Origin of the sequence: Luteibacter sp. CQ10, assembly GCF_040900725.1 — a bacterium.
Lineage (GTDB): Bacteria > Pseudomonadota > Gammaproteobacteria > Xanthomonadales > Rhodanobacteraceae > Luteibacter.
Genome location: NZ_JAEUYM010000004.1, coordinates 124,332 through 149,609, shown reverse-complemented (window position 1 = coordinate 149,609; position 25,278 = coordinate 124,332). Strand labels below are relative to the sequence as shown.

Sequence of the window (25,278 nt, the reverse complement as noted above, 5' to 3'; positions counted from 1 at the left end):
AGTGCGGGGGAATCTTCCGGCCCATGTGCTGTCCGTGGTCCGGTGCTTACGCTGTATTTAGCGCCGCGCCGCTATCCTCGTTCATCTTTTCCAGGGACTTCCTGACGCGTGCAATATCCCGGCAAGGCGCCACCGCCGTTCGTCGAACCCCACCGGCTCACGCCGGACGACGCGCCGCGCCACCACGGGCTGGCGCCGATCGATGCCGCCACCATCGCGGCGCTGCGCGCGATCGGACGGCGCCCGCCGCCGCGCGATCGCGTGCGTTTCACGCTGGCGCTCGCGGCCGCGCTGGCCTTCCACGTGGTCCTGGTCTTCTTCGTCGGCTACGAGATGCAGCCGCGCCGGCTGGTCGACTTCGCGGCGCCCGACGATACCCCCGACGTGCTCGAGGTGCGCTTCATCGAGCCGCCGTCCGCGGCCGCCGTGGCGAACGTGCCCCCTCCGCCGCCCGTGGTCTCGCCGCCGCCGAAGGTGCGTTCGTCGGAAGCCACGCGTCCCGAGCCGCCGCGACCGAAACCCGCCGAACCCGAGCAGGCTCCCCCCTCGGAAGCGCCGCCGGCGCATCCGGCGATCTTCGGGGCCGACGGCAGCATCGCCGCACCGGTCCAGTCCGTGGGCCATGCCGCCACGCAGGCCGATTTCGTGGCGCGCAAACCCACGGACGACGCACACATCATGTCGCGGAAGAATCCGGTGACCTACAAGGAAACCCGTTTCGAAAAGGACTGGGCTCCGCGCGACGAGAACGCCTTGAGTGGCGGCATGCGCCGGGCGCTGGAAAAGAGCACCCTGAAGAAGACCTTCGATCTCGGCCACGGCGTGAGGGTCAATTGCGCCACCGTGCTGTTCGTGTTGCCGGCCGGATGCAGCGGCGAGGACCCGTCCAAGGCATCGGCCAAGGACGGCGACGCGCGGCTCAACATGGCGCCGGCGAAACCGCTCTCGGCCGATCCCGATCCACCCGCGGCGCCGAGCGAAGCGCAGTGCATCGCCGCCTATCGCCGCGACGAGCGGGTGATGGAAGGCTGCCCCAGCGATACGCCGTTGAAAGCGATGGACCAGGAAAACGCCGAGCGTTCGCGGCGCACGGGCGGGTAGGGCCGAACGGACGCCTGCGCGGGAACCATCGTCGCGGCCGCAGGCACCGGCCTGCGCCGGTGCGACGGTAGGGATGCCTCGGCGAAGCGCGTGATTGTCTGCGGCGCGTCCAACATGGACACTACCGCCGATGCCTACGCTTCCCCCGGACAGCGATCCCTCGATCGCCTCGACATCGCTGCCCGTCTCGCCGCGCGAGGCGGCCATGCAGGCGCTCGTCTATCGCCGGACGCTTCGGCAGAAACCGGGCGCCAGCGGACGCCGCATCGCCGGATGGGTCGGCACGATCCTGATCCACGTCTTCTTCCTGTTCGCCATGGTGCTCGGTCCGGCGTATGTGCCGCCTCCGCCGCCGCCCGAACCGGAGTCCACCAATGCGCTGCAGGTGCGCCTGATCGACAAGCCGCCACCGCCCAAACCGCCGGCGCGCGGCACGCCATCGCGCGCGCCCGTCGTGCAGACGCTGTGGAAAACGAAGCATTCCAAGGCCAGCTCGGCGTCGAGCGGCTCGCGGGCGGCCGCCGTCGCGAGTGCGGCGAAAACCCGCCCGGCCGTGGCGACGCCGGCCGCGCCCGTGTCCAGGACGAAACCCGCACCGAAACCCGCCGCCCCGCCGCCCAGCGTCGAAGCCGTTGCGCAGAAGCCGCCCGTGCCGCCAAAGGCGCCGCCCCGGCAGCCGGATCTGGAGCGGGTGCCCATCCCGGCGCAGGCGCCGCCCGACCTCGCGGTCGATACGCCGAAACCGCAGGTGGTGCCGCCCCGTTTCCAGCCCGACCCCGTGCGCAAGCCGCAAGTCGAGGGCACGGCGCCGATGCCGCCACCGGCCTCGTTGGCGATCCCTCCCACGCCGGCATCGCAGATGGCGGTGACGCCCGAGACGCCGCAGATCACCTCCGATCACACGGCGCCCGTTCCGACCGTGGCGATGACGCTCGCCACGGTGCCGCGTCCGGAGGTGGAGGCATCGTCCGCGCCACCCACGCCGCAGGACACGCCCCTGCCCGCCATCGCGCAGGAGCCCTCGGCGCCGCCCGCCCCGCAGCTCACGCCGGTGGATCGTCCTGTGCCGCCGAAGGTCGCCGTGGAGGCGATCCGCGCGCCGGCCGTCGAGACGGAGAGCGAGCTCGAAGCCGTGCCGTTGCCCGACGCGGTCGCGAAGCCTGCCGTCGGCGCACCGGACACGTCGCCGGACCGTCCCGTCGTGCAGGCCCCGGCGGTCACCCCGGCGGAACTTCAGCGTCCGGTCGCCGGCGCCGATGCCAGTCCTTCGCCACCCGGCGAGGCACCCGGTGCGAACGCGGCGGGTGAATCCACCGCGCAGGCTGCCGCCCAGCAGGGCAAGGTCGGCGAGCGGTCCACGCCATCGCCGAGCGGATCGAGTATTCCGTCCGCCCCGGGCGTGACCACCGCCTCGGCGTCGGGTTCGAATACGCCCGGGGCCAGTGCCGAAAGCGGCAAGCCGGGCGCGCCGAGCGGCGTGGAAGACAGCAATCGCCTCACCGGTGCCAACGGCACGTCGGATCGCGCCGATGGCGTGGTGGGCGGACAGGGCGACAAGACCGGCCAGGTCGGTGCCTATACGGAACTGAAACCGCGCGGCGACGTCACCCTGCATCCCGGCGCGCACGTGCACGTGGACTACCAGGCGACGCGCTTCGACAAGGACTGGACGCCGAAGAACGAATCCTCGGTGGACACGGCCGTACGACGGGCGGCGGACAAGGCGACGGCGCACTTCACGGTGCCGTTGCCGCGCGGACTGCGCTTGAACTGCGTGGCGGGCCCCGGTAGCGCGGGCGGCAAGATGAACGCCATTTCGCTGCTCACGCTCGGCTGCGGCGGCGATCCGCCGCCGAAGCCCGATGCCGCCAACGCGAGCAACCTGGTGAAGAACCAGACCATGGCACCGTCCAAACCCCTGGCCCCCGACCTGCCGCCCGCCGATTCGTCCACCGTGGCGGCCGCTCCGGTGGCGGTCGACAACGCCGCCTTCTGCGCCACCGCGCGCGTGGCCGGCGGGCCCTTGCCCGCCGCCTGCGCGCCGTCGATCAAGATCAACGTGCAGGCCGCCCCTTCCGCCAGCGGCTCATGGGTGCCCGCCAGCGATCAGTTCAAGTAGGCAGGCGGCGGACCTCGGTACCGGCCAGCATGTCGTGCACGCCGCGTCGCCGATGGTCGAAAAGGGCGGGCAGCAGGAGCAGTGCCCAGCCCACCAGGGGCGCGGCCAGCGCGACCCGTAACGAGGTCAGCGGATAAAGCGCCAGCAGGAGCAGGGGGAGGGCAGCCACCACGAGGCGGATGAGCCCGCGTCGCCCACCGGCCGCGCGACCGGCGGCGTCGGTCACGCGGATGCGCCACGGGCGCATGCCCAGGGTCTGGCCGCCCCGCGTCCAGGAAACGAAGAAATACGCGCCCACGACCAGCCCCTGCAACGGTTGGTACCACCAGGCCAGCAGGTGGCCCCTCTCGTCGGCGATGCGGCCACCGGTGACCACCTGCGCGATCAATCCCACGACCATGACGATGGCGACCACGGCGAGCAGGTCGTAGACGATGGCCGCGAAGCGGCGCCAGGCAGGGGCGATCACGGAAGCTGCATTCATGGCGCCATTATGCGTCGACCGAGGCCCGTGGCGTTTCCCGGCCGGTGTTCCTTGCCGTTCAATGGACTCTCTTCCGGCGATCCGTTAACACCCATCGATTTTTCGGGGCATACGACGCGTCTGCGCGTAGTTTTTCGAAAGCGCCCCCAAGGCGCCTTTTATCCACTGGACGCACTGAAGGAGATGGCCGTGGCACTGGAATTCGACGTAAGCGTACTCACCGGTTCGTTGAAGAAGAAATGGCAGGATATCGACAAGGACGAGACCGTTTCGCCGGTCGAATTCCAGTCGCTGAGGGATGAGGCGGACAAACGTTTCACGGCGACGCCCGCGCTGGCGTCGATTCGAGCGGGCGCCCAGTTGGATGAAGCGTTGGCGACCTTCCAGCAAGCCGCGGATGAATTGTCCGAAGCCATGCAGCGCGCGGCGCTTGCCGCTCGGCGGCTCAAGATGTCCGAGGCCGATCGCGGGTCGTTGAAAGAAGGCATGGAGTACCAGCTTTCCTACGTCATCGCCGCGTACAAGACCAGCGTCGAGCGCCTTTGAGCCGGGCAGGGCGGACATGAGACCATCGTGTCCATGTCCACCCACGAACACCCCGCGCCAGGCGGCATCGCCCCTGCCGATACCCTCCTGATCGCGCGTTTCATCGAGCGAGTGTGGTCCGAGGACGGCCTGGCCGAGCGTACCCTCGAGGCATACCGGCGCGACCTGGAGCAACTGGCGCGCTGGTTGACGACGCGCGGCCGAACGCTCGATACGGCCGGTCGCGACGATCTGTCCGCCTATCACGGCAGCCAGCCGGTGTCGGTGCGCAGCATGGCGCGACGGCAATCGGCCTTCCGGCGCTTCTATGCGCAACTGGCCCGCGACGACGGCGGGCGCGAAGATCCCACCCTGCTCATGCAGCGCCCACGCATGCCGCGCGGCTTGCCCAAGGCGCTCGCCGAACGCGAGATCGAGGCCCTGCTCGTCGCGCCCGATACCGGCACGGCCCTGGGCATGCGCGACCGTGCGATGCTGGAATTGATGTACTCGTCGGGCCTTCGCGTTTCGGAACTCGTCGAGTTGCCGCTCGTCGGCCTGAACACGCGCCAGGGCGTGTTGCGCGTGACCGGCAAGGGCGGCAAGGATCGCCTCGTGCCGGTGGGCGAGGAAGCACTGGCTCATATCGACACCTACCTGCGCGAGGCCCGGCCCGGCCTGGCCCAGGGGCATGGGCAGCCGGCGGCGCTGTTCCTCTCCCGCCGCGGCGACGCGATGACCCGGCAGATGTTCTGGACGCTGGTCAAGCGCTACGCCGTGCAGGTGGGCATCCCGGCCAAGCGCGTATCGCCGCACGTGCTGAGGCATTCGTTCGCCACCCATTTGCTCAACCATGGCGCCGACCTGCGCGCCCTGCAGATGCTGCTGGGTCACAGCGCCCTGAGCACGACGCAGATCTACACGCTGGTCGCCAAGGAAGGGCTGAAGCGTCTTCACGCGCAGCATCACCCTCGCGGCTGAGACTTCCATGCCACAATCGGGGGAACCGATGGCGCGGCGCGCGTTCCAACAGGGCCGCGTCCCCACCTTCCCCCGGTTACACATGGAGCCGTACCGATGTTCAAGAGACTTCTCCCCGCGCTGATGCTGGGCGCGTTCGCCGTCACCGCCTGCGCCGCCGACGATGGCGGCAAGGCCGCCCGTGAGGCCGTCGAGGCGCTGGCGCCCGGCATCAAGGTCGAAAGCATCACGCCCGCGCCGATGGCGGGTTTCTACCAGGTCGTGGCCACCGGCCGCATGGTCTACGTGAGCGCCGACGGCCGCTACATGATCAACGGCAACCTCATCGACCTCAAGGACAAGACCGACCTGAGCGCTGCCGCCTGGGCGGGCACGCGCAAGGACGCCCTGGCCAAGGTGCCGGCCTCGCAACGGCTCATCTACGCGCCGGCCAACCCCAAGCACACCGTCACCGTGTTCACCGACGTCGACTGCGGCTTCTGCCGCCAGTTGCACGCGCACATCGACGAGTACAACAAGCAGGGCATCGCGGTCGAATACGTGTTCTGGCCGCGTGAGGGCGTGAAGACCACCGCCGGCAACGACACGCCGTCGTATACCAAGGCCGTGTCGGTCTGGTGCGCCTCCGACCGCAAGAACGCCTTCAACGAAGCCATGAAGGGGGCGGCCGTGAAGCCGGCCTCGTGCACCAATCCGGTCAAGGACGAATTCGAACTGGGCGAGCGCCTGGGCGTGAACGGCACGCCGACCATCGTCACCGAGAAGGGCGACGTGATCGGCGGCTACCTCACCCCGGCGCAGATGCTGAAGGTGCTCGACGCCAAGGGCGGCTGATTGTCCGAACGGCGGCGATGAAGCCGACCCGGTAGGAGCCGATTCATCGGCGAAAAGCCAACGGCGCGGAGACGCTGCGACGCTGATCGCCGATGAATCGGCTCCTACCGAGCGAGAGCGAGGTCCGGGGGGCCGTCGGCCGCCAAACATGCTGCCCCGCAACATCATGTAGAATAGGCGAATTCTCCCTGCGCCTTTTCCCCCAGCATGATCGCTATCGATGGGCAGAGCGCCCTTTCTCCGTTTCGCCTCGAACGACTGAACGCGCACCTGGAAGCCCTGCACCATGGCGTGCGTGTTCAGGCGGCCTGGTTCACCTATTTCGTGGACGCCGCCTCGCCGCCGGAAGGCGAGGCCCGCGCGCGGCTCCTGGCCGTGCTGGAGGCGAAGGACGCCGCTCCCGAAGACGCCAGCCTCTGGGTGGTGCCGCGCCTGGGCACCATTTCGCCCTGGTCGAGCAAGGCCACCGACATCCTGCACGGCGCGGGTTTCGACGTGCGTCGCGTCGAGCGCGGCATGGCCTGGCGCGTCAGCGGCCTGCCGGCCGCCACGCACCCGGCCTACGCCTCGGTCATGGCCGCGTTCTGCGATCCCATGGTGCAGTCGCCTCTCACCACCCTCGCCGACGCGGCGGGGCTATTCCTTGCCGGTGAGCCGGGTCCGCTAGGCCACGTCGAACTCGACGGCGACGCGCGCGCCGCCCTGGCCGAGGCCAATGGCACCCTGGGGCTCGCGCTGGCCGAGGACGAGATCGACTACCTCGCCGAGCGCTACGCCGAGATGGGCCGCGCGCCCACTGACGCCGAGCTGATGATGTTCGCGCAGGCCAACTCGGAGCATTGCCGCCACAAGGTGTTCAACGCCACGTGGACGCTCGATGGCCAGGCGCAGGACGCCTCGCTGTTCGGCATGATCAAGAACACGCACAAGGTCTCGCCGAAGTTCACGCTGTCGGCTTACCACGACAACGCCGCGGTCATCGAGGGCTACGAGGGCAGCCGCCTCTTCGTCGACCCGAACGACGGCGTGTTCCGTACGGTGAAGGAATCCGCGCCGTACGCGATCAAGGTCGAAACCCACAACCATCCCACCGCCATCGCGCCGTGGCCGGGTGCCGCCACCGGCGCCGGCGGCGAGATCCGCGACGAGGGTGCGACCGGTCGCGGCGGCAAGCCGAAGGCCGGCCTCACCGGTTTCTCGGTGTCGCACCTGCGCATTCCCGGCCTGCCGCGTCCGTGGGAGAAGGAACGTCCGCTGCCGCCGCGCATGGCCACGGCGTTCGAGATCATGCGCGACGGCCCGCTCGGCGCCGCCGCGTTCAACAATGAATTCGGCCGTCCCGCGCTGGGCGGCTACTTCCGCACGTTCGAGCAGGAAACCGGCGAAAAGGGTCTTCGCCGCGGCTACGACAAGCCCATCATGATCGCCGGCGGCCTGGCCGCCATCCGCGAGCAGCACGTGCAGAAGCGCGACGTGCGCCACGGTGACAAGGTGATCGTGCTCGGCGGTCCGGCCATGCTCATCGGCCTGGGAGGCGGCGCCGCCTCGTCGGTGGCCTCGGGCACGTCGAGCGCGGAACTGGACTTCGCCTCCGTGCAGCGCGACAACGCCGAGATGGAGCGCCGTTGCCAACAGGTGATCGACGCCTGCTGGGCGCGCGGCGAGCGCAATCCCATCGTCAGCATCCACGACGTTGGCGCGGGCGGCCTGTCCAACGCCATTCCCGAAATCCTCAACGATGCGGGCGTCGGCGGCGTCATCGACCTCTCGAAGGTGCCTTGCGACGATCCCACGCTCTCGCCGATGCAGGTGTGGAGCAACGAGTCGCAGGAACGCTACGTGCTTGCGATCGGCCCCGACGACCTGGCGCTGTTCGAGTCGTTCTGCACGCGCGAGCGCTGCCCGTTCGCGGTGGTGGGCGAGGCGACGGAAGAGGCGCGCCTGATCGTGCGCGATCCGCGTCGCGATCTCACCGTGATCGACCTGGGCATGGACGTGCTCTTCGGCAAGCCGCCGCGCATGCATCGCGACGCGGCGCGTGTGCGTCCGCGCGTCGACCTCGTGGCCGACCTGACCGGCATCGGCATGGACGAAGCACTGATGCGCGTGCTGCGCCTGCCCGCCGTCGGCAGCAAAAACTTCCTGATCACCATCGGCGACCGCACCGTCGGCGGCCTCAACCATCGCGATCCGATGGTCGGCCCGTGGCAGGTGCCGGTAGCCGACGTGGCCGTGACCATGACCGACTTCGACGGCTACGTCGGCGAAGCCATGGCCATGGCCGAGCGGGCGCCGGTCGCATTGCTGTCCAGCGCCGATGCCGCGCGCATGGCGGTGGGCGAGGCGCTCACCAACATGGCCGCCGCGTCCATCAAGCTCGACGAGGTGCGCCTGTCCGCGAACTGGATGGCCGCCGTTAACCACCCCGGCGAAGACGCCGCGTTGTTCGACGCGGTGAAGGCCGTGGGCATGGAGCTGTGCCCGAGCCTGGATATCTCCATTCCGGTCGGCAAGGACTCGCTCTCCATGCAGACCGTGTGGACCGACGACGACGGCAAGAAACAGAAAACCGTGTCGCCGGTGTCGCTCGTCATCACCGGTTTCGCCCGCGTCGACGACGTGCGCCGCACGCTCACGCCGCAGCTCAGGCTCGACCGTGGCGACACCGACCTGTGGCTGATCGACCTCGGCGCGGGCCGGGACCGCCTCGGCGGTTCGGCGCTCACCCAGGTGTTCAACCGCGGCGGCGGCGTGCCGCCCGATCTGGACGACCCCAAGCGCCTGCGCGGGATGTTCGAACTGATCCAGGAGGCCAACCGTGCCGGCCTGCTGCTCGCCTATCACGACCGCTCCGACGGCGGTGCCATCGTCACGCTGCTCGAAATGGCCTTCGCCGGCCATTGCGGCCTCGAGCTTCGCCTCGACGGCTGGGCCGACGCCACGTTGCGCGCGCTGTTCAACGAGGAACTCGGCGCCGTCGTGCAGGTGGCCTCGGCCAACCGCGAAGCGTTCGAGCAGTTGCTGGTCAAGCACAATCTCGCGGGCATGACGCACAACGTCGGCCGCCCGAAAGAGAAGCTCGGCATCAAGCTGCACCTCGGCGGCGAGACGCCGTTCAAGTGGAACTGGACCGAACTCTTCCGCGCGTGGAACGAAACCAGCCACGCCATGCAGCGCCTGCGCGATAACCCGGCCAGCGCCGACCAGGAAAGCGAATGGCGCCTGGACGATGCCGACCCGGGCATCTCGCCGAAGGTCACGTTCGATGTCGCCGAAGACATCGCGGCGCCGTACATCGCCACCGGCGCGCGCCCGCGCGTCGCCATCCTGCGCGAGCAGGGCGTCAACGGCCAGGTCGAGATGGCCGCCGCGTTCACGCGTGCCGGTTTCGACGCCGTGGACGTGCACATGACCGACCTGGCCACGGGGCGTCACCACCTGAAGGACTTCCGCGGCCTCGCCGCCTGCGGCGGGTTCTCCTACGGCGACGTGCTTGGCGCCGGACGCGGCTGGGCCACGTCGATCCTCTACAACGACGCGTTGCGCGAGCAGTTCGCGCGGTTCTTCGAAGACGGCTCCAAGTTCGCCCTCGGCGTGTGCAACGGCTGCCAGATGCTGTCGCAGCTCAAGGACATCATTCCCGACGCGAAGCACTGGCCGCAGTTCCTGCGCAACCAGTCCGAGCAGTACGAAGCGCGCCTGGCCACGCTCGAGATCCTCGATTCGGGCAGCGTGTTCTTCCGCGGCATGGCCGGTTCGCGCATCCCGGTGGTGGTGGCGCATGGCGAGGGCCGCGTGCATTTCCCCAACGTCTGCAGCCCGTCGAAGAGCCATGGCGCGGCTCGGTTCGTGGACAACCGCGGCAAGCCGACCGAGCACTATCCGCTCAATCCCAACGGGTCGCCCGGCGGCCTCGCGGCATTCACCGCCGCCGACGGCCGCGTCACCATCATGATGCCGCACCCGGAACGCGTGTTCCGCAGCGCGCAGATGAGCTGGCATCCGGAGCAGTGGGGCGAAGATTCGCCGTGGATGCGCATCTTCCGTAACGCCCGGGCCTGGGTGGGCTGATGCTCACCAGCATCGTCGTCGTACTCGCGAACAGCGGTCCGCTGACTCGCGAGTGCGTGACGCGCGCGCTCGCGAGCGACGTGCCGGTGGAGGTGATCCTCGTCGACAACGGCTCGTCCGACGGCGTACCCGAATCGATCGAGCGCGCCCATGCCGGCGACGATCGCCTGCGCGTGATTTACAACCGCGCCAACCTGGGTTTCGGCCCGGCGGTGAACCGTGGCGTCGCGCAGGCTCGCGGTGAACGCCTGCTCGTACTCAATCCCGATTGCCTCGTCGACCCCGACACCATCTCGCGCATGGCCGCGCACCTCGACCTGCATACGGCGATCGTGGGTGCGGTGGTGGTCGACGAAAACGGCCGTCCCGACCCCGCGTCGCGACGTTACGACCCGCTGCTGCGCCGCGCGATCAACACCAAGCTCGGCCGTGCCGGCGGCATCGATATCGCCGGTCCCTTGCCCGAGGGGGCCGAGGACGTCGAGATCGTCTCCGGCGCCATCGTGCTGATGCCCCGCGCGGCGTTCGATCGCCTGGGTGGTTTCGACGAAACCTTCTTCCTGCATTGCGAAGACATGGACCTGTGTCGTCGTGCGCGCGACCTGGGCTATCGCGTGGTGCTCGCGGGCGACGTACGCGTGTTGCACGGCAAGGGCGTGTCCAGCCGTCGTCGTCCGGTGTTCGTCAGCCGACACAAGCATCGCAGCATGTACCTGTGGTTCCGTCGGCACGATCCGGCCGCGAAGAATCCACTGGTTCGCGCCGTGGTGGGCGCGGGCATCTGGGCGCACTTCCTGGCGAAGCTACCCGGCCAGCTGTTGCGGAAGCGCCGATGAGCGACGCTCCGGCGAAAGGGGCGGGCCTCGCCACGCTGGGGTTGCTCGGCGTGACCGCGGTTTGGGGGTCGACCTTCGTGATGATCAAGGACGTCGTCGGCCGGATGCTGCCGATCGACTTCCTCGCGGTGCGTTTCGCCATGGCCGCGGCGGTGATGCTGCTGGTGTTCGCCGTGCCAGTCCGGCGACTCGGTCGCACGCGGACCCTGCATGGCCTCGCCCTGGGCGTGCTTTACGGCGTGGCGCAGTGGTTGCAGACCGAGGGGCTGGCGCTCACCTCGCCCAGCGTCAGCGGCTTCGTGACCGGCATGTATGTGGTGATCACGCCGATGCTCGCGTGGATGATCTTCCGGCAGCGCATGCCCGCCAGCACGTGGGTGGCGGTGTTCCTGGCGCTGGTCGGCCTCGGCGTGCTCGCGCTCAACGGTCTTTCCGTGGACCTGGGCGTATGGCTGACGTTGGGCTCCGCGGCGCTCTATGCCCTGCACATCGTGGGCCTGGGCCACTGGTCGAAACCGGGCGATGCGTTCGGCATGTCGGCGATCCAGATGGCGGCCATCGCGATCGTCTGCCTGCTGGCGACCCTGCCGCACCACGGCCCGTCCTTGCCTCCCGACGGCAAGGCCTGGGCCTCGGTGATCTACATGGCCCTGGTCGCGGGCGCGTTCGCCATGCTCGTGCAGACCTGGGCACAAGCCCACATGCCCGCCACGCGCGCGGCCATCGTGATGACTACCGAGCCGGTATTTGCCGCCGGCTTCGCCGTGGCCCTCGGCGTGGATGCGCTGACCTGGCGCATGGCGGGCGGTGGCGCGCTGGTACTGGCGGCGATGTACCTCGTGGAGCTGGCGCCGCGCTTCCGCCGCAAGAAGCCGATGGAAGCGCTGCACCACGAGGTGTGAACCGGGGCGCTGGGTTCCTGCGCACGCAGGAACCTGGCGCCATCACGTCCGGTCGAGCGAGAACGTCACTTCGCGCTCTTATCCACCGAAAACCGATACGTCATCTCGTTCCGATACGTCTGCCCCGGCGCCAGCCGCGCCGATCCGAACGAAGGCTGGTTCGGCGTATCCGGGAACAGCTGCGGCTCCAGCGCGAACGCATCGCCCTGGCGATAGATGCGTCCCGACTTGCCCGACGTGGTGCCGTCGAGAAAATTGCCCGAGTAGAACTGCAGCCCCGGCTGGTTCGACCACAACGACAGCACGCGTCCGCTCTTCGGGTCGCTCACGCGAGCCACTTCGCGCGGTGCGTCGGTCGCCTTCCGCGAGATCACCCAGTTGTGGTCGTAACCGCGCCCGAACACGAGTTGCTGCTCCTTCGCGTCGCGCACTTCACGCCCGATCGGCTTGGCCTTGCGGAAGTCGAAATCGGTGCCCGCCACCGAACGGATCTCACCGGTGGGAATGGCCGTGGCGTCGGTCGGCAGGTAGGCGTCGCCGGCGATCATGAGGTTCTGATCCATCACGCTACCCGATCCCTCGCCCGCGAGGTTCCAGTAGGTGTGGTTGGTGATGTTGACGATGGTCGGCGCATCGGTGGTCGCCGCGTACGCGATGGTCAGTTCGTTCTTGTCGTCGAGCGTGTAGGTGGCGGTGGCCGTGAGCTTGCCAGGATAGCCCTGATCGCCGTCGGGGCTGACGTAGGTGAGGGTGACGCTGGGACGGTCGCCCGGGGTGACCTTCGTGACCGTCCACAGCACTTTGTCGAAGCCGGTCTTGCCGCCGTGCAGGGAGTTGGGGCCGTCGTTCACCGGCACCTGGTAGGCCTTGCCGTCGAGGGTGAACTTGCCCTTGGCGATGCGGTTGGCGTAACGGCCCACGGTGTCGCCGAAATACTGCGGTTTGGCGAAGGTGCCGGCGATGTCGGGATAGCCCAGCACCACGTCGGCGCGCTTGCCGTCGCGGTCGGGTAGTTCGAGCGAATAGAGCGCCGCGCCGAGGTTGAGTACCTTCGCGGTGACGCCGTGCGCGTTGCTCAGCGTAATCACCCGTACGTCATGCCCATCGGGCGTCATGCCGAATGAGGCTTCCTTCGCGTCGCCAGCCAGGGCACCCATCGGCAGCGCCAGGAGGATCGCGGCCGCCAGCACCGCGTGTCGCTTGCTCATCGTCCACTCCTTTCGTGAGAAAGACAGGACGACAGCATTTTGTAGGACAAATCACAAGGTGCGCTGCGTCATCGCGTGTCGCCCGTCGCGAAAATCAGGCGGATCGCCGTGGAACCCGACCTGCGCCGGGATGACGATGCCCTGGAGTGCAGGGGGCGCAGGCCGGTGCCTACGGCGAGGCGTCCGAGGGGGCGATAAGGCCGCGCTGCAGGAGAAAGGCCCGGGCCTCCGGGGCATCCTGCTCGAACCATGCCCGAGTGGAACCGAGCCTATAGGTGTAACCCCAGCGATCCATGTCGTCCATCAAACGCGCCGAACCGACCGACGGCAATCGCCCCGCCAGCACGATTTGCAGGTAGCAGGTAGCGTCTTCTTCCTCGATGGAATCGGTCGCGTCGGTATGCACCAGCGCGCGCTTTTCCTCGGGCAGCACGAGGAGGTGGCAGGCTTCATGCAGCAGCGAATGCACGGGCGTATCCGCGCGCGCGTAGACCGTGGTGCCGATGATGCCGGCTTCGGTATCGCCCCAGTAGCTGCCGGGAATGGCCTCGCCATCGGCAACCGCCACCAGCGTCAGCCCATGGTGGGCGAGCAGGGTGCGCGGTTCGTCGAAGCCGATGTCGCCGACGCGGAGCACCGCGTCGGCGGGATCGACCGGACTCATGCGCCGGGCTTGCCGTCCGGCAGGGCGACGGAAAGTTCGAGCACTTCGTGGCCGCTGTCGCGCTCGAGGTTGATGTTCACGGCCTCGACGTCGACGTTGACGTACTTGCGGATGACTTCGAGCAGCTCGTTACGCAGGAGCGGCAGGTAGTCGGGACCGCCGCGCGTCGAGCGTTCCTGGGCGACGATGATGCGCAGGCGCTCCTTGGCGACGCCGGCACTCGGTTCGGGTTTGCGCTTCAGGAAATCGAGGATGCCCATGCTTAGCCTCCGAACACGCGCTTGAGGAAGCCCTTCTTCACCGGCTCGAGGAAGCGCAGCGGCCGTTCCTGGCCGAGGATGCGGGCGACGGTGTCCTTGTACGCCTGGCCGGCGTTGGAGTTGTCGTCGAGGATCACCGGCACGCCGGCGTTGGACGCGGCCAGTACGTTTTCCGATTCGGGGATCACGCCCACCACGGAGATGCCGAGGATTTCCTCGACGTCCTTCACGCTGAGCATCTCGCCCGCTTCGACGCGGTTGGGGTTGTAGCGGGTAAGCAGCAGATGCTGCTTGATCGGCGCCTCGCCCTTCTCGGCGCGACGGGTCTTGCTGGAGAGCAGGCCCAGGATGCGGTCGGAGTCGCGCACCGAGGATACTTCGGGGTTGACCACCACCACGGCGTGATCGGCGAAGTACATCGCCAGGTGGGCGCCCTTCTCGATGCCGGCCGGCGAATCGCAGACGACGAAGTCGAAGTTTTCCTTCGCCAGCTCGTCGAGCACCTTCTCCACGCCTTCCTGGGTGAGCGCGTCCTTGTCGCGCGTCTGCGACGCGGCGAGCACGTAGAGGTTTTCGTGGCGCTTGTCCTTGATGAGCGCCTGCTTGAGCGCGGCCTCGCCGTGCACGACGTTGACGAAGTCGTACACCACGCGGCGCTCGCAACCCATGATGAGGTCGAGGTTGCGCAGGCCGACGTCGAAGTCGATGACGGCCACTTTCTTGCCTTCGATGGCCAGGCCGGTCGCGAGGGAGGCGCTGGTGGTGGTCTTGCCGACCCCGCCCTTGCCGGAGGTGACGACGATGATTTCAGTCAAGGGATGTTTCTCCGCGAAAATAGCGTGGGATCGGCGTCACAGGCGCGCGATCATGAGTTTTCCATTATCGAGCCAGCATTGCACGGCCTGGCCCTCGAATTCCTTGGGAATGTCTTCGAACACGCGGTAGTGCCCGGCGATCGCCACCAGTTCGGCGCGGAAGTCGGTGCAGAAGATGCGTGCGGATTCGTCGCCCTGCGCGCCGGCCATGGCGCGACCGCGCAGGCCGCCGTAAACGTGAATGGAGCCGTCGGCGATCACCTCGGCACCGTTGGCGACGGCCGCCATCACCACGAGGTCGCGATCGCGCGCGTAGATCTGCTGGCCCGAACGCACCGCGCCGCCGATGTGTTGCTGGGCGGTGGAGGGCGCGTTCGCCTCGTCGGAGGCGGGCGCGGTCGGCGCCGCCGGGGCCTGGCGCGCGGGTGCCGGCGGGTCGACCGGGACCGCGTCGCCCTGGCCCGGCTCGTACTGCGCGCGGAACTTGGCGATCAGCGGCAGGTTCATCCGTTCGGCGAGGGCTTCGGTCTCGCTGGTGCCGTAGGCCAGGCCCACCGGGAGCATGCCGGCGGCGCGGATGGCTTCGAGCAGGGCGTCGACCATGCCGTCGTCGGGCAGGCGCGGCAGGTGCGAGAGGTCGAGCACCACGGCCGTGCGCGAGAACATCTGCGGCGCCGAGCGCACGCGGCGTTCGAGTTCTTCCACCAGCGCGGCGGCATCGACGCGACGCACGCGCACGCAGGCGATGCCCACCTGGCCGAAACGCAGGTCGCAGGCGGCTTCGAGGGATTCGGCGCGGGCGCTCATGCGCGAGCCTCCGGCAGCAGGCGGCCGCGAAGCCAGTCGACGTCGGGGAGGCCGCCCTGGTCGAGGTAGCGCTCGCGCACGAAGGGGAAACTCGGCAATTCACGCGCCAGGAGGCTCACCTTGGGGCCTTCTTCGCCCATCTGTTGCTGGCCGACTTCCTGGAAGCCCATGGTGCCGTGGAAGAGCACGGTCTGGTCGTTGCGGGGTTCGAGAAAGACTTCGCAGGTCAGGAGCGGCACGCGTACCTCGGCAAAACTCTGTACATCGCTATAGAAGATGCGGCCCAGTCCGTGGCCACGCGATTCGGGGGCGATCACGATGCGGTCGATGTACACGAAGCTGTCGTAACGGGACTGGAACCAGCGGAAATTGGTGCTGTGGTAGCCGGCTTTCTCGCGCATGGCGATGAGGAAGCCGAGCAGGCGGCCGTCCTGTTCGGCCACGCGGAAGTAATCGGCGATGTCGAACAGGTGGCGCAGCCGGCTGGGGTCCGTGGCGAGGATGCTGGGGCCGCCGGCGTTGTTGAGCGCCAGCACGGCATCCAGATCGTGCTCGCGCACGTCGCGGATGGCAGGGGCCATTCGTTGCTCCGCAAAAGGTCTGGGAAGGAGGCGGCCCCAGGCCGCCGGATGGCCGCATTATGACACGCCATGCCGGGGTGTGGCGTGCGCCGGGGAGATGTAAAACCGTTGTAAAGCCGGTGCTTGGGTGCGCCGGTGCCGTCCGGGGCCACACGTGACCTCCGTCAGGTGGCGGTGCGCCGTCGAAGCCCTATGATGCCCGGCATGTCGACGATTCAGCTCAATCACGTTCGCCTGCTCAGGTATGCCACGTATTTCGTGTTCCTCTGCGTGGGCCTGCCCCTGTCGATCCAGCGCGTCGGTAACGGTCCCAACCAGATCGGCGATATCGCGCTGCTGACGTGGACGGCGTGTTACCTCGTCTTCGGGCTGGTCTACTGGCTGTTCACCCGCGACCTGGGCCTGCGCGCGGATGGCGTCACCCGTCTCACCGTCCTGTTGATCCTCACCGGAACCGCGCTGGCGGTGGGCGTGATCAGCAAGAGCGGACTGGCCGCGCTGCTGCTCACGATGGTCGCCTCGGTGGTGCCGTGGCTGGTGAGCATGCCCATCGGCATGGCCTGGATGGTGGCCGCCCACCTGGCACTGGTGCCGATGTTCATGAGCTTCCAGCTCACGTTCGTCGGTGCGCTCATGCAGTCGTGCCTGTATTTCGGCTTCTCCGCGCTGATGTTCATCTTCTCCATGGTGGCCAACCAGCAGGCGGAAGAACGCGAGGAACTTCGCCGGCTCAATTCCGAACTGCGCGCCACGCGGGCGTTGCTGGCCGAATCCACCCGCATCGCCGAACGCATGCGCATCGCGCGCGATCTGCACGACCTGGTGGGACACCATCTCACGGCGCTCACGCTCAACCTCGAGGTGGCCAGTCATCTCACCAACGACACCGCGCGCGAGCACGTGGTGAAAGCGCAGACCACCGCCAAGCAGCTGCTGGCCGACGTGCGCGAAGTGGTGAGCGAACTGCGCCAGGACGACGCCATCGACCTCACCCAGGCGCTACGCAGCCTCACCGAGGGCGTGCCGGGCCTCGACGTCCACCTGGGCATCCCGCAGCGCTTCGGCGTGGAAGATCCGCGCCGCGCGCAGATGCTGCTGCGCTGCGTGCAGGAGGTGCTGACCAACACCGTGCGCCACGCCAAGGCCCGCAACCTGTGGCTTACCTTCCGCCATAGCGGCCCGGACGAGCTGCGCCTGGAAGCGCGCGACGACGGCACGGGCGCGGCCGAGGTCAAGCCCGGGAACGGCCTCAACGGCATGCGCGAGCGCCTGGCCGAATTCGGCGGCACGCTGGACATCGGCACGGCGGAGGGCGGCGGCTTCCGGCTCGTCGCGCGGCTACCGCTGGGCGAAGAACCCACGCTGGCCCATGCCCCCGCGCGGCCCGCCCTGAATACCGGGCTTTCCGACGATCACGAAGGACCGTCGCATGCCACACTTACCACCCACCTCGAGGGTCACCCATGATTTCCGTCTGCCTCGTTGATGACCAGAATCTGGTTCGCCAGGGCATCCGTTCGCTGCTCGACCTCGCCGGCGATATCCGCGTGGTGGCCGAGTGCGCCGACGGGGCCCAGGCGGTGCAGACGATTCCGCAGGTACGCCCCGACGTGGTGCTGCTGGACCTGCGCATGCCCAACATGAGCGGCCTGGAAGTGCTCCAGGCGCTCGGCGGGCGCAACGAACTGCCGCCCACGATCATCCTCACCACCTTCGACGACGACCAGCTCGTGCTCTCGGGCCTGAAGGCCGGTGCGCGCGGCTACCTGCTCAAGGACGTCTCGCTCGACCAGCTCGTCGAGGCCGTGCGCACCGTCGCCGCCGGCGGTTCGCTGGTGGCGCCCATGGTCACCCAGCGCCTGCTCGCCGGCGTGGGCCGCATCCAGAACCAGTTCACCAGCCTCGAACAGCCCGACCCGCTGACCGAGCGCGAGACCGAGATCCTGCGCCTGCTATCCGGCGGCTACAGCAACAAGGAAATCGCCAATTCGCTGCGCGTGGCCGAAGGCACGGTAAAGAACCACGTCTCGAACATCCTTTCCAAGCTGGGCGTCCGTGACCGTACCCGGGCGGTGCTCAAGGCCCTGGAACTGGGCATCGTCTGACCCGTAGCTGACCGGGGCGGGCACCCACGGCTTCTCCGGCCGAAAACCGACTTGTGCCAGCTTGCAAAAAAGGGCAGGGGACCCAATGGCGTTCCCCGCCGCGAGCAAGTACCATCAGTCCTTTCGGCGCTGGCGAACCCCTGCCACGGGCCGATTCTTCAGGGGTGACCGCCGGGTCCACAACCGTGCGTGGAGCCTGTTCAAAGACGTTCGGAGAACCGTGGAATGACGCGTCTGCTAGAATTCATTGTCGCCATCGTCATCGTCGCCATTCTTGGCGTCGTCGTTGGCGTCGCCATGCCCTCGACCGGACACGTCGAGCGCGAAATGCTCATCAGCAAGGATTTGCGCCAGGTCTACGACGTTTTCAGCAACTTCCGTCGTTTCCCTGATTACACGGTCCTTCGCTCGTTCGATCCGAAGGTCCAGTTCGAGCTGTCCGGCAAGGCCTACGGCCCGGGCGCCAAGATCGCCTGGAAAGCGGACGACAAGAAGGTGGGCGACGGCTCCCTCGAAATCGCCTCGGTCGATCCCTCCTTCGCCGCCGTCACCGACGCCGGCAAGGGCACGATCGTCTGGAACCTCGAGAACGGCTGGCGCGGCCACGACAAGAAGTTCACCATCAAGCTCGAGCGTACCGGCCGCAGCCAGAAGCTCGTGAAGGTGAATTGGTCGTACGACGTCACCTACGGCTGGAACCTGGTCGACCGCTTCTCCAACCTCTACATCCATGGCGATCCGGATGCGCTGATCCAGTTCAGCCTCTCGAACCTCCAGAACGTGATGGCGGCCATCCCGAACATCGACTACAGCAAGATGGTGCCGTCGATCGTCGACCAGCCGGCCAAGCCGATCCTGTTCGTCTCGACCACCGCGCCGCGTACGCTCGACGACGTCGACACCGCTTCGGACAAGGCCATGGCCGAGATCCAGGCCGCAGCGAAGAAGCTCGGCGTGAACGTCGTCAGCCCGCGCATCACGTTCACCACCAACTGGGGTGACCAGAACTACACCTTCGACGTGGCCGCCGAGATCGACGCCACCACGCTGAAGATCAACGGCCAGGACGTCGAACTGACCGCCGCCCAGCGTCCGTCGCTCGACGCCGCCGCGCCCGCCGAGGCGTCCACCGCCGCTGGCGCCGCGCCGGCCGCCGATGCCGCCGCGACCCCGGGCAGCAAGGACAAGCTCGGCCGCGTGGTCGTCGACGGCAACGTCAAGGCCGTGCTGGCCTTCGGCGGCAAGGCGCTCAAGGCCGAATGGAACGGCACCGGCGCCGGTCTGCCGCAGACCCGCCAGATGCTCGAGGCCTACTCGCAGACCCACGGCTACAAGTTCGACGACGTCACCTTCCGCGCGTACGACATCCAGGTGAAGGCCCCGACGAACAACAAGGGCACCATCGAGGGATACGACGAGCAGAAGTTCGAGATCTACCTGCCGCTGCAGGGCGACAACGTGCCGGACCAGACCCCGGAACAGGAAGCCGGCATGAAGCAGCCGGGCCTGGACGACACGGCCCCGGCCGGTTCCTCGTCGGCCCCCGCGCCGGCAGGCACGGCCCCGGCCCCGGCCAGCACCGCCGCCGCGCAGTAATCCTCGCGGTTCGGTTCAGAAAGAGCCCCGGCATCGTCCGGGGCTTTTTTTTGCGAAGGCGCCCGTCGCACCGGCCTGCGCCCGTGCGACGTGTCATTGGCTACACTGAAGGCGATGATCGAAACCGACCGACTCACCCGCTGCTATGGCCCGCTGACCGCGGTCGATGCGCTGACCCTGCGTGCCGAGCCTGGCCAGGTGCTCGGCCTGCTGGGCCCCAACGGCGCGGGCAAATCCACCGCCATGCGCATGATCGCCGGCTTTCTCACGCCCACCTCCGGCACGGCCCGCGTCTGCGGCCACGACGTGCGCAAGGAGCCGCTGGCGGCCAAGCGAGCGCTCGGCTACCTGCCCGAGGGCGCGCCGAGCTACGGCGAAATGACCGTTCGCGAATTCCTCGCGTTCATGGTTCGCGTGCGCGGCCTGGAGCGTGACATCGCCTATCGCCGCTTCGACGAGGTGGTGATGCGGCTGGAACTCGACGAGGTGCTGGAGCAGACCATCGGCACGCTCTCCAAGGGGCTGCGGCGCCGCGTGGGCCTTGCCCAGGCCATCCTGCACGATCCTCCCGTGCTGATGCTCGACGAACCGACCGACGGCCTCGATCCCAACCAGAAGCACTCCGTGCGCATGCTCATCGATGCCATGGCGCGCGAACGCACGATCCTGATCTCCACCCACCTGCTGGAAGAGGTGCACGCCTTGTGCAACCGCGTGGCGATCATCGCCAATGGTAAGCTGCTGGCCGACGCCACGCCCGCCGAACTCGAAGCGCGTTCGCGCTATCACGGCGCCGTCTCATTCAGCGCGGCGGGCAGCGGCGTGTCGCGCGAGATGCTGGCGCGCATCCCGGGCGTATCGATGGTGGAGGTCGATCCGCTCGACGGCCGCGTCACGGTTTTTCCCCGCCCAGGCCAGCCCATCCTCGACGACGTGCAGGCGCTCCTGCGCACGCAGAACCTCGAGGTGTCCGAGATCCAGCTCGAGCGTGGGCGGCTCGACGAGGTGTTCCGGCAGATCACCACCGTCCCCCGGGGAGGCAGCGCATGAGTGCCGTGACGGCGATCGCGCGCCGCGAGCTGTGGAGTTATTTCGTCACGCCGGTGGCGTACGTGTTCATGGTGATCTTCCTCGTGATGGCGGGATTGCTCACGTTCTACACAGGCGATTTCTACGATCGCGGGCTGGCCGACCTGCAGCCCTTCTTCGATATGCACGCCTGGCTCTACCTGGTGCTCGTACCGGCGGCCACGATGTCGATGTGGGCGGAGGAACGGGCGTCCGGCACGCTCGAGCTGCTGTTCTCGCTGCCGGTGACGATCTCCCAGGCCGTGCTGGGCAAGTTCCTCGCCGCCTGGGCGTTCATCGGCATCTGCCTCGCCCTGACCTTTCCCATCTGGATCACGGTGAACTACCTCGGCGATCCGGACAACGGCGTGATCCTCGCGGGCTACGTGGGAAGCTGGCTGATGGCCGGCGCGTTCCTTTCGATCGGCGTGTGCATGTCGACGGTGACGCGCAGCCAGATCGTGGCGTTCATCCTCACCGCGTCGGTGTGTTTCCTGCTGCTGCTCGTGGGCCAGCCGCAGGTGCTCGATTTCCTGCAGGACACCGTGCCGCCGAAGCTGATCGGCGCCATGGGTCAGTTGAGCCTTTCGCGCCACGCCGGCGCCATCGCGCGTGGCGTGCTCGATCTTCGCGACCTGGTCTATTTCTTCGCGACCATCGTGGCGTGGCTGGCGGCGAGCGTCGTCGTGCTCGACCTGAAGAGGACGCGCTGACGCCATGCGCAAGCCGCACCTCTCCCGTTCGTTTCTCCTGCGGCTGGCGCTGGCCGGCATCGCGCTGCTGTTCATGGCGACGGTCGGGCTCAGCTCCATGTCGCTGCGCACGGCGCGCGTCGATCTCACTTCCGACCGCATCTATACGCTCACCCCGGGCACGCTGAAGATCGTCGACGAGCTTCGCGAGCCCGTGACCGTCACGCTGTATTTCTCCGAGCACGCCACCCGCGACCTTCCGCAGTTGCGAAGCTACGAGCAGCGCGTGCACGAAATGCTGCGCGAGATCGCCGTACGCGCCCATGGCCGCATCCGCCTGAGGGTCATCGACCCGGTGCCGTATTCCGACGACGAGGACGCCGCGCAGAGCTATGGCCTCACGCCGGCGACGGGCGGCAGCAACGGCGAACGGGTGTTCTTCGGTCTCGTGGGCACGGGCGGGCAGGGCGGCGTGCCGCCGCAGTCGATCCCCTTCTTCGATCCGGCGCGCGAGGCCTTCGTCGAATACGACATCGCGAAGCTGCTCTACGAGCTGGGCATGCCGAAAAAGCCGCGCCTGGGCATCGTCAGTTCGCTGCCGGTGGAGGGCAACCTCGTGATCGGCGAGCCGGCCTGGACCGTGGTGCACCAGCTCGACCAACTGGCCGACGTGGTATCGATCGATCCGGCCGGGCTGACGCGCATCGATCCGTCGATCAAGCTGCTGCTGCTCATCCATCCGAAAAAGCTGTCCGACGACGCGCTCTACGCCATCGATCAGTACGTACTGCGCGGTGGCCGCCTCGTGGTGTTCGTCGACCCGGATTCGGAGATGGATAGCGCGCCGCTCGTGGACTCGCACGGCGTGGTCGACGACCACGATTCCGACCTGCGTCGTCTCTTCGAGACATGGGGCGTGGTCTACGATCCGACGAAGGTGGTGCTCGACCGCTCGCAGGCGCTCACCATCGAACTCAACGGCAACACCGTGGCGCACCCGGCGATGCTCGGCCTCGGCTCGCAGGACCTCAACCACGACGACGTGGTCACGGCGAGCCTGCAGCGGGTGAATTTCTCCTCGGCGGGCTTCTTCGACCTGGCGGCCGATACGAAGGCCCGCCTGATGCCGTTGGTGCAGACCTCCGACGAAGCGACCGTGGTGCCGGCACAACGCGTGCGCGACGCCGCGGGCGACCCGTCGACGCTCCTGGACAACTATCAGCCGACGCACGAGCGCTACGTGCTCGCCGCGCGCCTGCGCGACGTGTTCCATACCGCGTTCCCGGAGCGGAAAGAGCCGGGGCACCTCGACGTGGCCGCTTCGGTCGGCGACATCATGCTGGTAGCCGATACCGACATGCTGTCCGATCGCCTGTGGATCGACGTCCAGCCGCTGCTGGGCCAGCAGCAGCTCACGCCTTTCGCCAACAACGGCGACTTCGTCGCGAACATCGTCGATAACATGGGTGGCTCGAGCGCGCTGTTGTCGATTCGCGGCCGTGCCAACCTGCAGCGTCCGTTCACGAAGGTGCGGTCGTTGCAGGCCGCCGCCGATCGCAAGTTCCTCGTCAAGAAGCGTGAGCTGGAAACCGAGCTCTACGACACCCAGCGCCGCCTCGCGGAACTCCAACCGGCCAAGGGCAACGGCGGCGGTACCACCACGGCGGAGCAGCGTCGCGAGGTGGAGAAGTACCTCCAGCGCAAGCTCGCCATCGGCAAGGAGTTGCGCGACGTGCAGCACCAGTTGAACGCGGAGATCGACGCGCTGGGCTTGCGCCTGAAGTTCATCAACATCGTGCTGGTGCCGGGCCTGGTGGCGCTGGCGGGGCTCATCTACGGGTGGCGCCGCTCGCGGCGTGGCCGGCGCGCGGTGTAGTGATGACGGGCGGCGTGCTGAAGTGGATCGTGCCCTGGGAATTTTCCTGGGTGTTCCTCGCCTGCTTCGTCACCGCCGCGGCGCTTTACGCCACCGGCTCGCGCCGCCTGCGCGTGCCGTGGGGGCGGCGCCTGGCCTTCTGGACGGGCATGGCGATGGTGTACGTCACGCTGCATTCGTACTTCGACTATTTCGCCGAGCACGAATTCTTCATGCATCGCATCCAGCAGGTGCTGCTGCATCATCTTGCGCCGTTGCTGATCATCGCGGCCTATCCCGGTACGGCGCTGCGCGCCGGCCTGCCGCTGGCCGTGCGTGTGCACCTGCGGCGCGTGGGCGGCTCCGCGCTCGCACGCGTCTGCGCCGCGGTGCTGCTCAACCCGGCCTTCGTCACGCTGAGCTTCGTGGCGCTCATCCTCGTCTGGCTCATCCCCGACATGCAGACGCTGGCCATGCTCGACTGGCGCATCTACCGGGCCATGAACTGGTCGATGATCGCCTCGGGACTGGCTTATTGGTGGCTGGTGCTCGATCACCGCCCGAAACCGCCCGGGCGCATGTCGCCCGGTATCCGCGTACTCTCCCCGGCGTTCACGATGACGCCGCAGATCGTCGCCGGCGCCATCGTCACCTTTTCGCGCACCGACCTGTATCCGATCTTCGAGATCTGCGGCCGAGCGTTCACCATGAACGTACTCACCGGGCAATTGATCGGCGGCGTGATCATGTGGGTGCCCGCGGCGATGATCGAAAGCGCGGGCGGCCTGCTCGCGTTGCGCCAGTGGCTGCGCCTGTCGCGGCTGGGGCGGCTGCCGAAGCGGCCGCTCCCGCGACCGCGACGTGCAGCGATGGTGCGTCAGTAGGCCTTCGGCACCTTCTCGGCCTTCACCGTCACCTTGTCCTTCTTCGGCTTGCCCTCGAGCGGCGGCAGGTCGATCTCGCCCTCGGGGCAGAGCGTGTCGGGCAACTGGTCGAGCAGGTGGCGGATGAGGTTTAGCCGGCCGGTCTTCTGGTCGTTGTAGTCGGCGATGAACCAGGGCGCGTGCTTGGCGTGCGTGCGCTCGATCATCACGTCGCGCAGCTTGCCCATCTGCGCGTATTTCTCGCGGCCCTTGAGGTCTACCGGCGAGAGCTTCCAGCGCTTCAGCGGGTCGTCGGCGCGCTCGGCGAAGCGCTCTTCCTGGATGGCCTGGTCGACGGTGAGCCAGTACTTGAACAGCAGGATGCCGTCGTCGGTGAGCAGTTTCTCGAAGGTCGGACAGGCGGCCATGAAAGCGTCGTACTGTTCGGGCGTGCAGAACCCCATGGCCGGCTCCACCACCGCGCGGTTGTACCAGCTGCGGTCGAACAGCACGAGTTCGCCCGCCGAGGGCAGGTGCGGCACGTAGCGCTGGAAATACCACTGGCCTTCCTCGGCCTGCGAAGGCTTGCCCAGGGCCACGACGCGCGCGGCGCGCGTGTCGAGCTTGTCGATGATGGCCTTGATGGTGCCGCCCTTGCCGGCGGCGTCGCGGCCTTCGAGGATCACCACCATGCGCTTGCCGGTCTGGCGCAGCCAGCGGGTGAGGCCGACCAGTTCGATCTGCAAGGCCTCGAGTTCATGCTCGTATTTCTTCTTCTTGCCCATCGGGAGACTCCTTGGATGAGGAGTCCACTATGCCCGATGATTCGTCACGGCATCGTCTGGCCGGGCTTCGCCCGGATCGCCGATGCGATCGGCTCCCACCCCTTCGGTAGGGAGGCTGCTACCGAA

23 protein-coding genes are annotated in these 25,278 nt (G+C 67.9%); 15 read left to right on the top strand and 8 right to left on the bottom strand.

Features of this window, described 5'->3' with window-relative positions:
- Positions 1 to 108 precede the first annotated feature (108 nt).
- Entirely contained in the window at positions 109 to 1,101 is a 993-nt protein-coding gene (locus tag JNG39_RS16555) for a hypothetical protein (protein WP_368312996.1), read from the top strand.
- 130 nt (positions 1,102 to 1,231) lie between these two features.
- A complete protein-coding gene (locus JNG39_RS16550) occupies positions 1,232 to 3,220 on the top strand; it encodes a hypothetical protein (protein ID WP_368312995.1) in 1,989 nt (662 codons plus the stop codon).
- On the opposite strand, the gene JNG39_RS16545 is transcribed toward JNG39_RS16550, so the two are convergent.
- Positions 3,213 to 3,704, bottom strand: coding sequence for an RDD family protein (locus JNG39_RS16545; RefSeq protein ID WP_368312993.1), 492 nt, complete (start codon positions 3,702 to 3,704; stop codon positions 3,213 to 3,215). The genes JNG39_RS16550 and JNG39_RS16545 overlap by 8 nt on opposite strands.
- A gap of 189 nt (positions 3,705 to 3,893) precedes the next feature.
- Between JNG39_RS16545 and JNG39_RS16540 the strand changes: the two genes are divergently transcribed.
- The 6 genes from JNG39_RS16540 to JNG39_RS16515 all read left to right on the top strand — a co-directional run bounded on the left by JNG39_RS16540 (position 3,894) and on the right by JNG39_RS16515 (position 11,853).
- Positions 3,894 to 4,250 carry a hypothetical protein gene (locus tag JNG39_RS16540; protein WP_368312992.1) on the top strand — a complete coding sequence of 119 codons (357 nt, stop codon included), beginning with the start codon at positions 3,894 to 3,896 and terminating at the stop codon, positions 4,248 to 4,250.
- A 33-nt stretch (positions 4,251 to 4,283) separates the two neighbouring features.
- Positions 4,284 to 5,210 carry a site-specific tyrosine recombinase XerD gene (gene xerD, locus JNG39_RS16535; RefSeq protein ID WP_368313258.1) on the top strand — a complete coding sequence of 309 codons (927 nt, stop codon included), beginning with the start codon at positions 4,284 to 4,286 and terminating at the stop codon, positions 5,208 to 5,210.
- Between the two features lie 96 nt (positions 5,211 to 5,306).
- Positions 5,307 to 6,044 (top strand): DsbC family protein, encoded by a 738-nt coding sequence (locus JNG39_RS16530; protein WP_368312991.1) that lies wholly within the window; start codon positions 5,307 to 5,309, stop codon positions 6,042 to 6,044.
- A 207-nt stretch (positions 6,045 to 6,251) separates the two neighbouring features.
- Entirely contained in the window at positions 6,252 to 10,115 is a 3,864-nt protein-coding gene (gene purL / locus JNG39_RS16525; protein WP_368312989.1) for a phosphoribosylformylglycinamidine synthase, read from the top strand.
- Positions 10,115 to 10,951: a glycosyltransferase family 2 protein gene (locus JNG39_RS16520; RefSeq protein ID WP_368312988.1), complete on the top strand. Its 837-nt coding sequence runs from the start codon at positions 10,115 to 10,117 to the stop codon at positions 10,949 to 10,951. Before purL ends, JNG39_RS16520 begins: the two co-directional genes overlap by 1 nt.
- On the top strand, positions 10,948 to 11,853 hold the full coding sequence (locus JNG39_RS16515) for a DMT family transporter (RefSeq protein ID WP_368312986.1): 906 nt from the start codon (positions 10,948 to 10,950) through the stop codon (positions 11,851 to 11,853). Before JNG39_RS16520 ends, JNG39_RS16515 begins: the two co-directional genes overlap by 4 nt.
- A 65-nt stretch (positions 11,854 to 11,918) precedes the next feature.
- Here JNG39_RS16515 and JNG39_RS16510 read toward each other — a convergent pair whose 3' ends face one another.
- The 6 genes from JNG39_RS16510 to JNG39_RS16485 all read right to left on the bottom strand — a co-directional run bounded on the left by JNG39_RS16510 (position 11,919) and on the right by JNG39_RS16485 (position 16,188).
- Positions 11,919 to 13,061, bottom strand: a complete 1,143-nt coding sequence (locus JNG39_RS16510; RefSeq protein WP_368312984.1) for an aldose epimerase family protein — start codon at positions 13,059 to 13,061, stop codon at positions 11,919 to 11,921.
- Between the two features lie 169 nt (positions 13,062 to 13,230).
- Complete coding sequence (locus tag JNG39_RS16505; protein WP_368312983.1) at positions 13,231 to 13,725, bottom strand: hypothetical protein; 495 nt, start codon at positions 13,723 to 13,725, stop codon at positions 13,231 to 13,233.
- A complete protein-coding gene (gene minE, locus JNG39_RS16500) occupies positions 13,722 to 13,985 on the bottom strand; it encodes a cell division topological specificity factor MinE (RefSeq protein ID WP_144915366.1) in 264 nt (87 codons plus the stop codon). The genes JNG39_RS16505 and minE overlap by 4 nt, the downstream gene beginning before the upstream one ends.
- A 2-nt stretch (positions 13,986 to 13,987) precedes the next feature.
- A complete protein-coding gene (gene minD / locus JNG39_RS16495) occupies positions 13,988 to 14,800 on the bottom strand; it encodes a septum site-determining protein MinD (RefSeq protein WP_368312981.1) in 813 nt (270 codons plus the stop codon).
- A gap of 36 nt (positions 14,801 to 14,836) precedes the next feature.
- On the bottom strand, positions 14,837 to 15,607 hold the full coding sequence (gene minC, locus JNG39_RS16490) for a septum site-determining protein MinC (RefSeq protein WP_368312980.1): 771 nt from the start codon (positions 15,605 to 15,607) through the stop codon (positions 14,837 to 14,839).
- Positions 15,604 to 16,188: a GNAT family N-acetyltransferase gene (locus JNG39_RS16485; RefSeq protein ID WP_368312978.1), complete on the bottom strand. Its 585-nt coding sequence runs from the start codon at positions 16,186 to 16,188 to the stop codon at positions 15,604 to 15,606. Before JNG39_RS16485 ends, minC begins: the two co-directional genes overlap by 4 nt.
- Before the next feature lie 195 nt (positions 16,189 to 16,383).
- Here JNG39_RS16485 and JNG39_RS16480 point away from each other — a divergent pair, with 195 nt between their 5' ends.
- The 7 genes from JNG39_RS16480 (at position 16,384) to JNG39_RS16450 (ending at position 24,388) form a co-directional block, all read left to right on the top strand.
- Positions 16,384 to 17,655, top strand: coding sequence for a sensor histidine kinase (locus JNG39_RS16480; RefSeq protein WP_368312977.1), 1,272 nt, complete (start codon positions 16,384 to 16,386; stop codon positions 17,653 to 17,655).
- The gene (locus JNG39_RS16475) at positions 17,652 to 18,293 is read left to right on the top strand and encodes a response regulator transcription factor (RefSeq protein WP_144915358.1); all 642 of its coding nucleotides are present in this window, start codon (positions 17,652 to 17,654) and stop codon (positions 18,291 to 18,293) included. Before JNG39_RS16480 ends, JNG39_RS16475 begins: the two co-directional genes overlap by 4 nt.
- 225 nt (positions 18,294 to 18,518) lie before the next feature.
- Positions 18,519 to 19,889, top strand: coding sequence for a polyketide cyclase (locus tag JNG39_RS16470; protein WP_368312976.1), 1,371 nt, complete (start codon positions 18,519 to 18,521; stop codon positions 19,887 to 19,889).
- A gap of 114 nt (positions 19,890 to 20,003) precedes the next feature.
- Positions 20,004 to 20,939 (top strand): ABC transporter ATP-binding protein, encoded by a 936-nt coding sequence (locus tag JNG39_RS16465; protein ID WP_368312975.1) that lies wholly within the window; start codon positions 20,004 to 20,006, stop codon positions 20,937 to 20,939.
- Complete coding sequence (locus JNG39_RS16460) at positions 20,936 to 21,670, top strand: ABC transporter permease (protein WP_368312974.1); 735 nt, start codon at positions 20,936 to 20,938, stop codon at positions 21,668 to 21,670. The genes JNG39_RS16465 and JNG39_RS16460 overlap by 4 nt, the downstream gene beginning before the upstream one ends.
- A gap of 4 nt (positions 21,671 to 21,674) precedes the next feature.
- Positions 21,675 to 23,525 (top strand): GldG family protein, encoded by a 1,851-nt coding sequence (locus JNG39_RS16455; RefSeq protein WP_368312972.1) that lies wholly within the window; start codon positions 21,675 to 21,677, stop codon positions 23,523 to 23,525.
- A 2-nt stretch (positions 23,526 to 23,527) separates the two neighbouring features.
- Positions 23,528 to 24,388 (top strand): cytochrome c oxidase assembly protein, encoded by an 861-nt coding sequence (locus JNG39_RS16450; RefSeq protein WP_368312971.1) that lies wholly within the window; start codon positions 23,528 to 23,530, stop codon positions 24,386 to 24,388.
- Here the strand turns inward: JNG39_RS16450 and ppk2 are convergent.
- Complete coding sequence (ppk2, locus tag JNG39_RS16445) at positions 24,382 to 25,152, bottom strand: polyphosphate kinase 2 (RefSeq protein WP_368312969.1); 771 nt, start codon at positions 25,150 to 25,152, stop codon at positions 24,382 to 24,384. The genes JNG39_RS16450 and ppk2 overlap by 7 nt on opposite strands.
- Between the last annotated feature and the right edge of the window lie 126 nt (positions 25,153 to 25,278).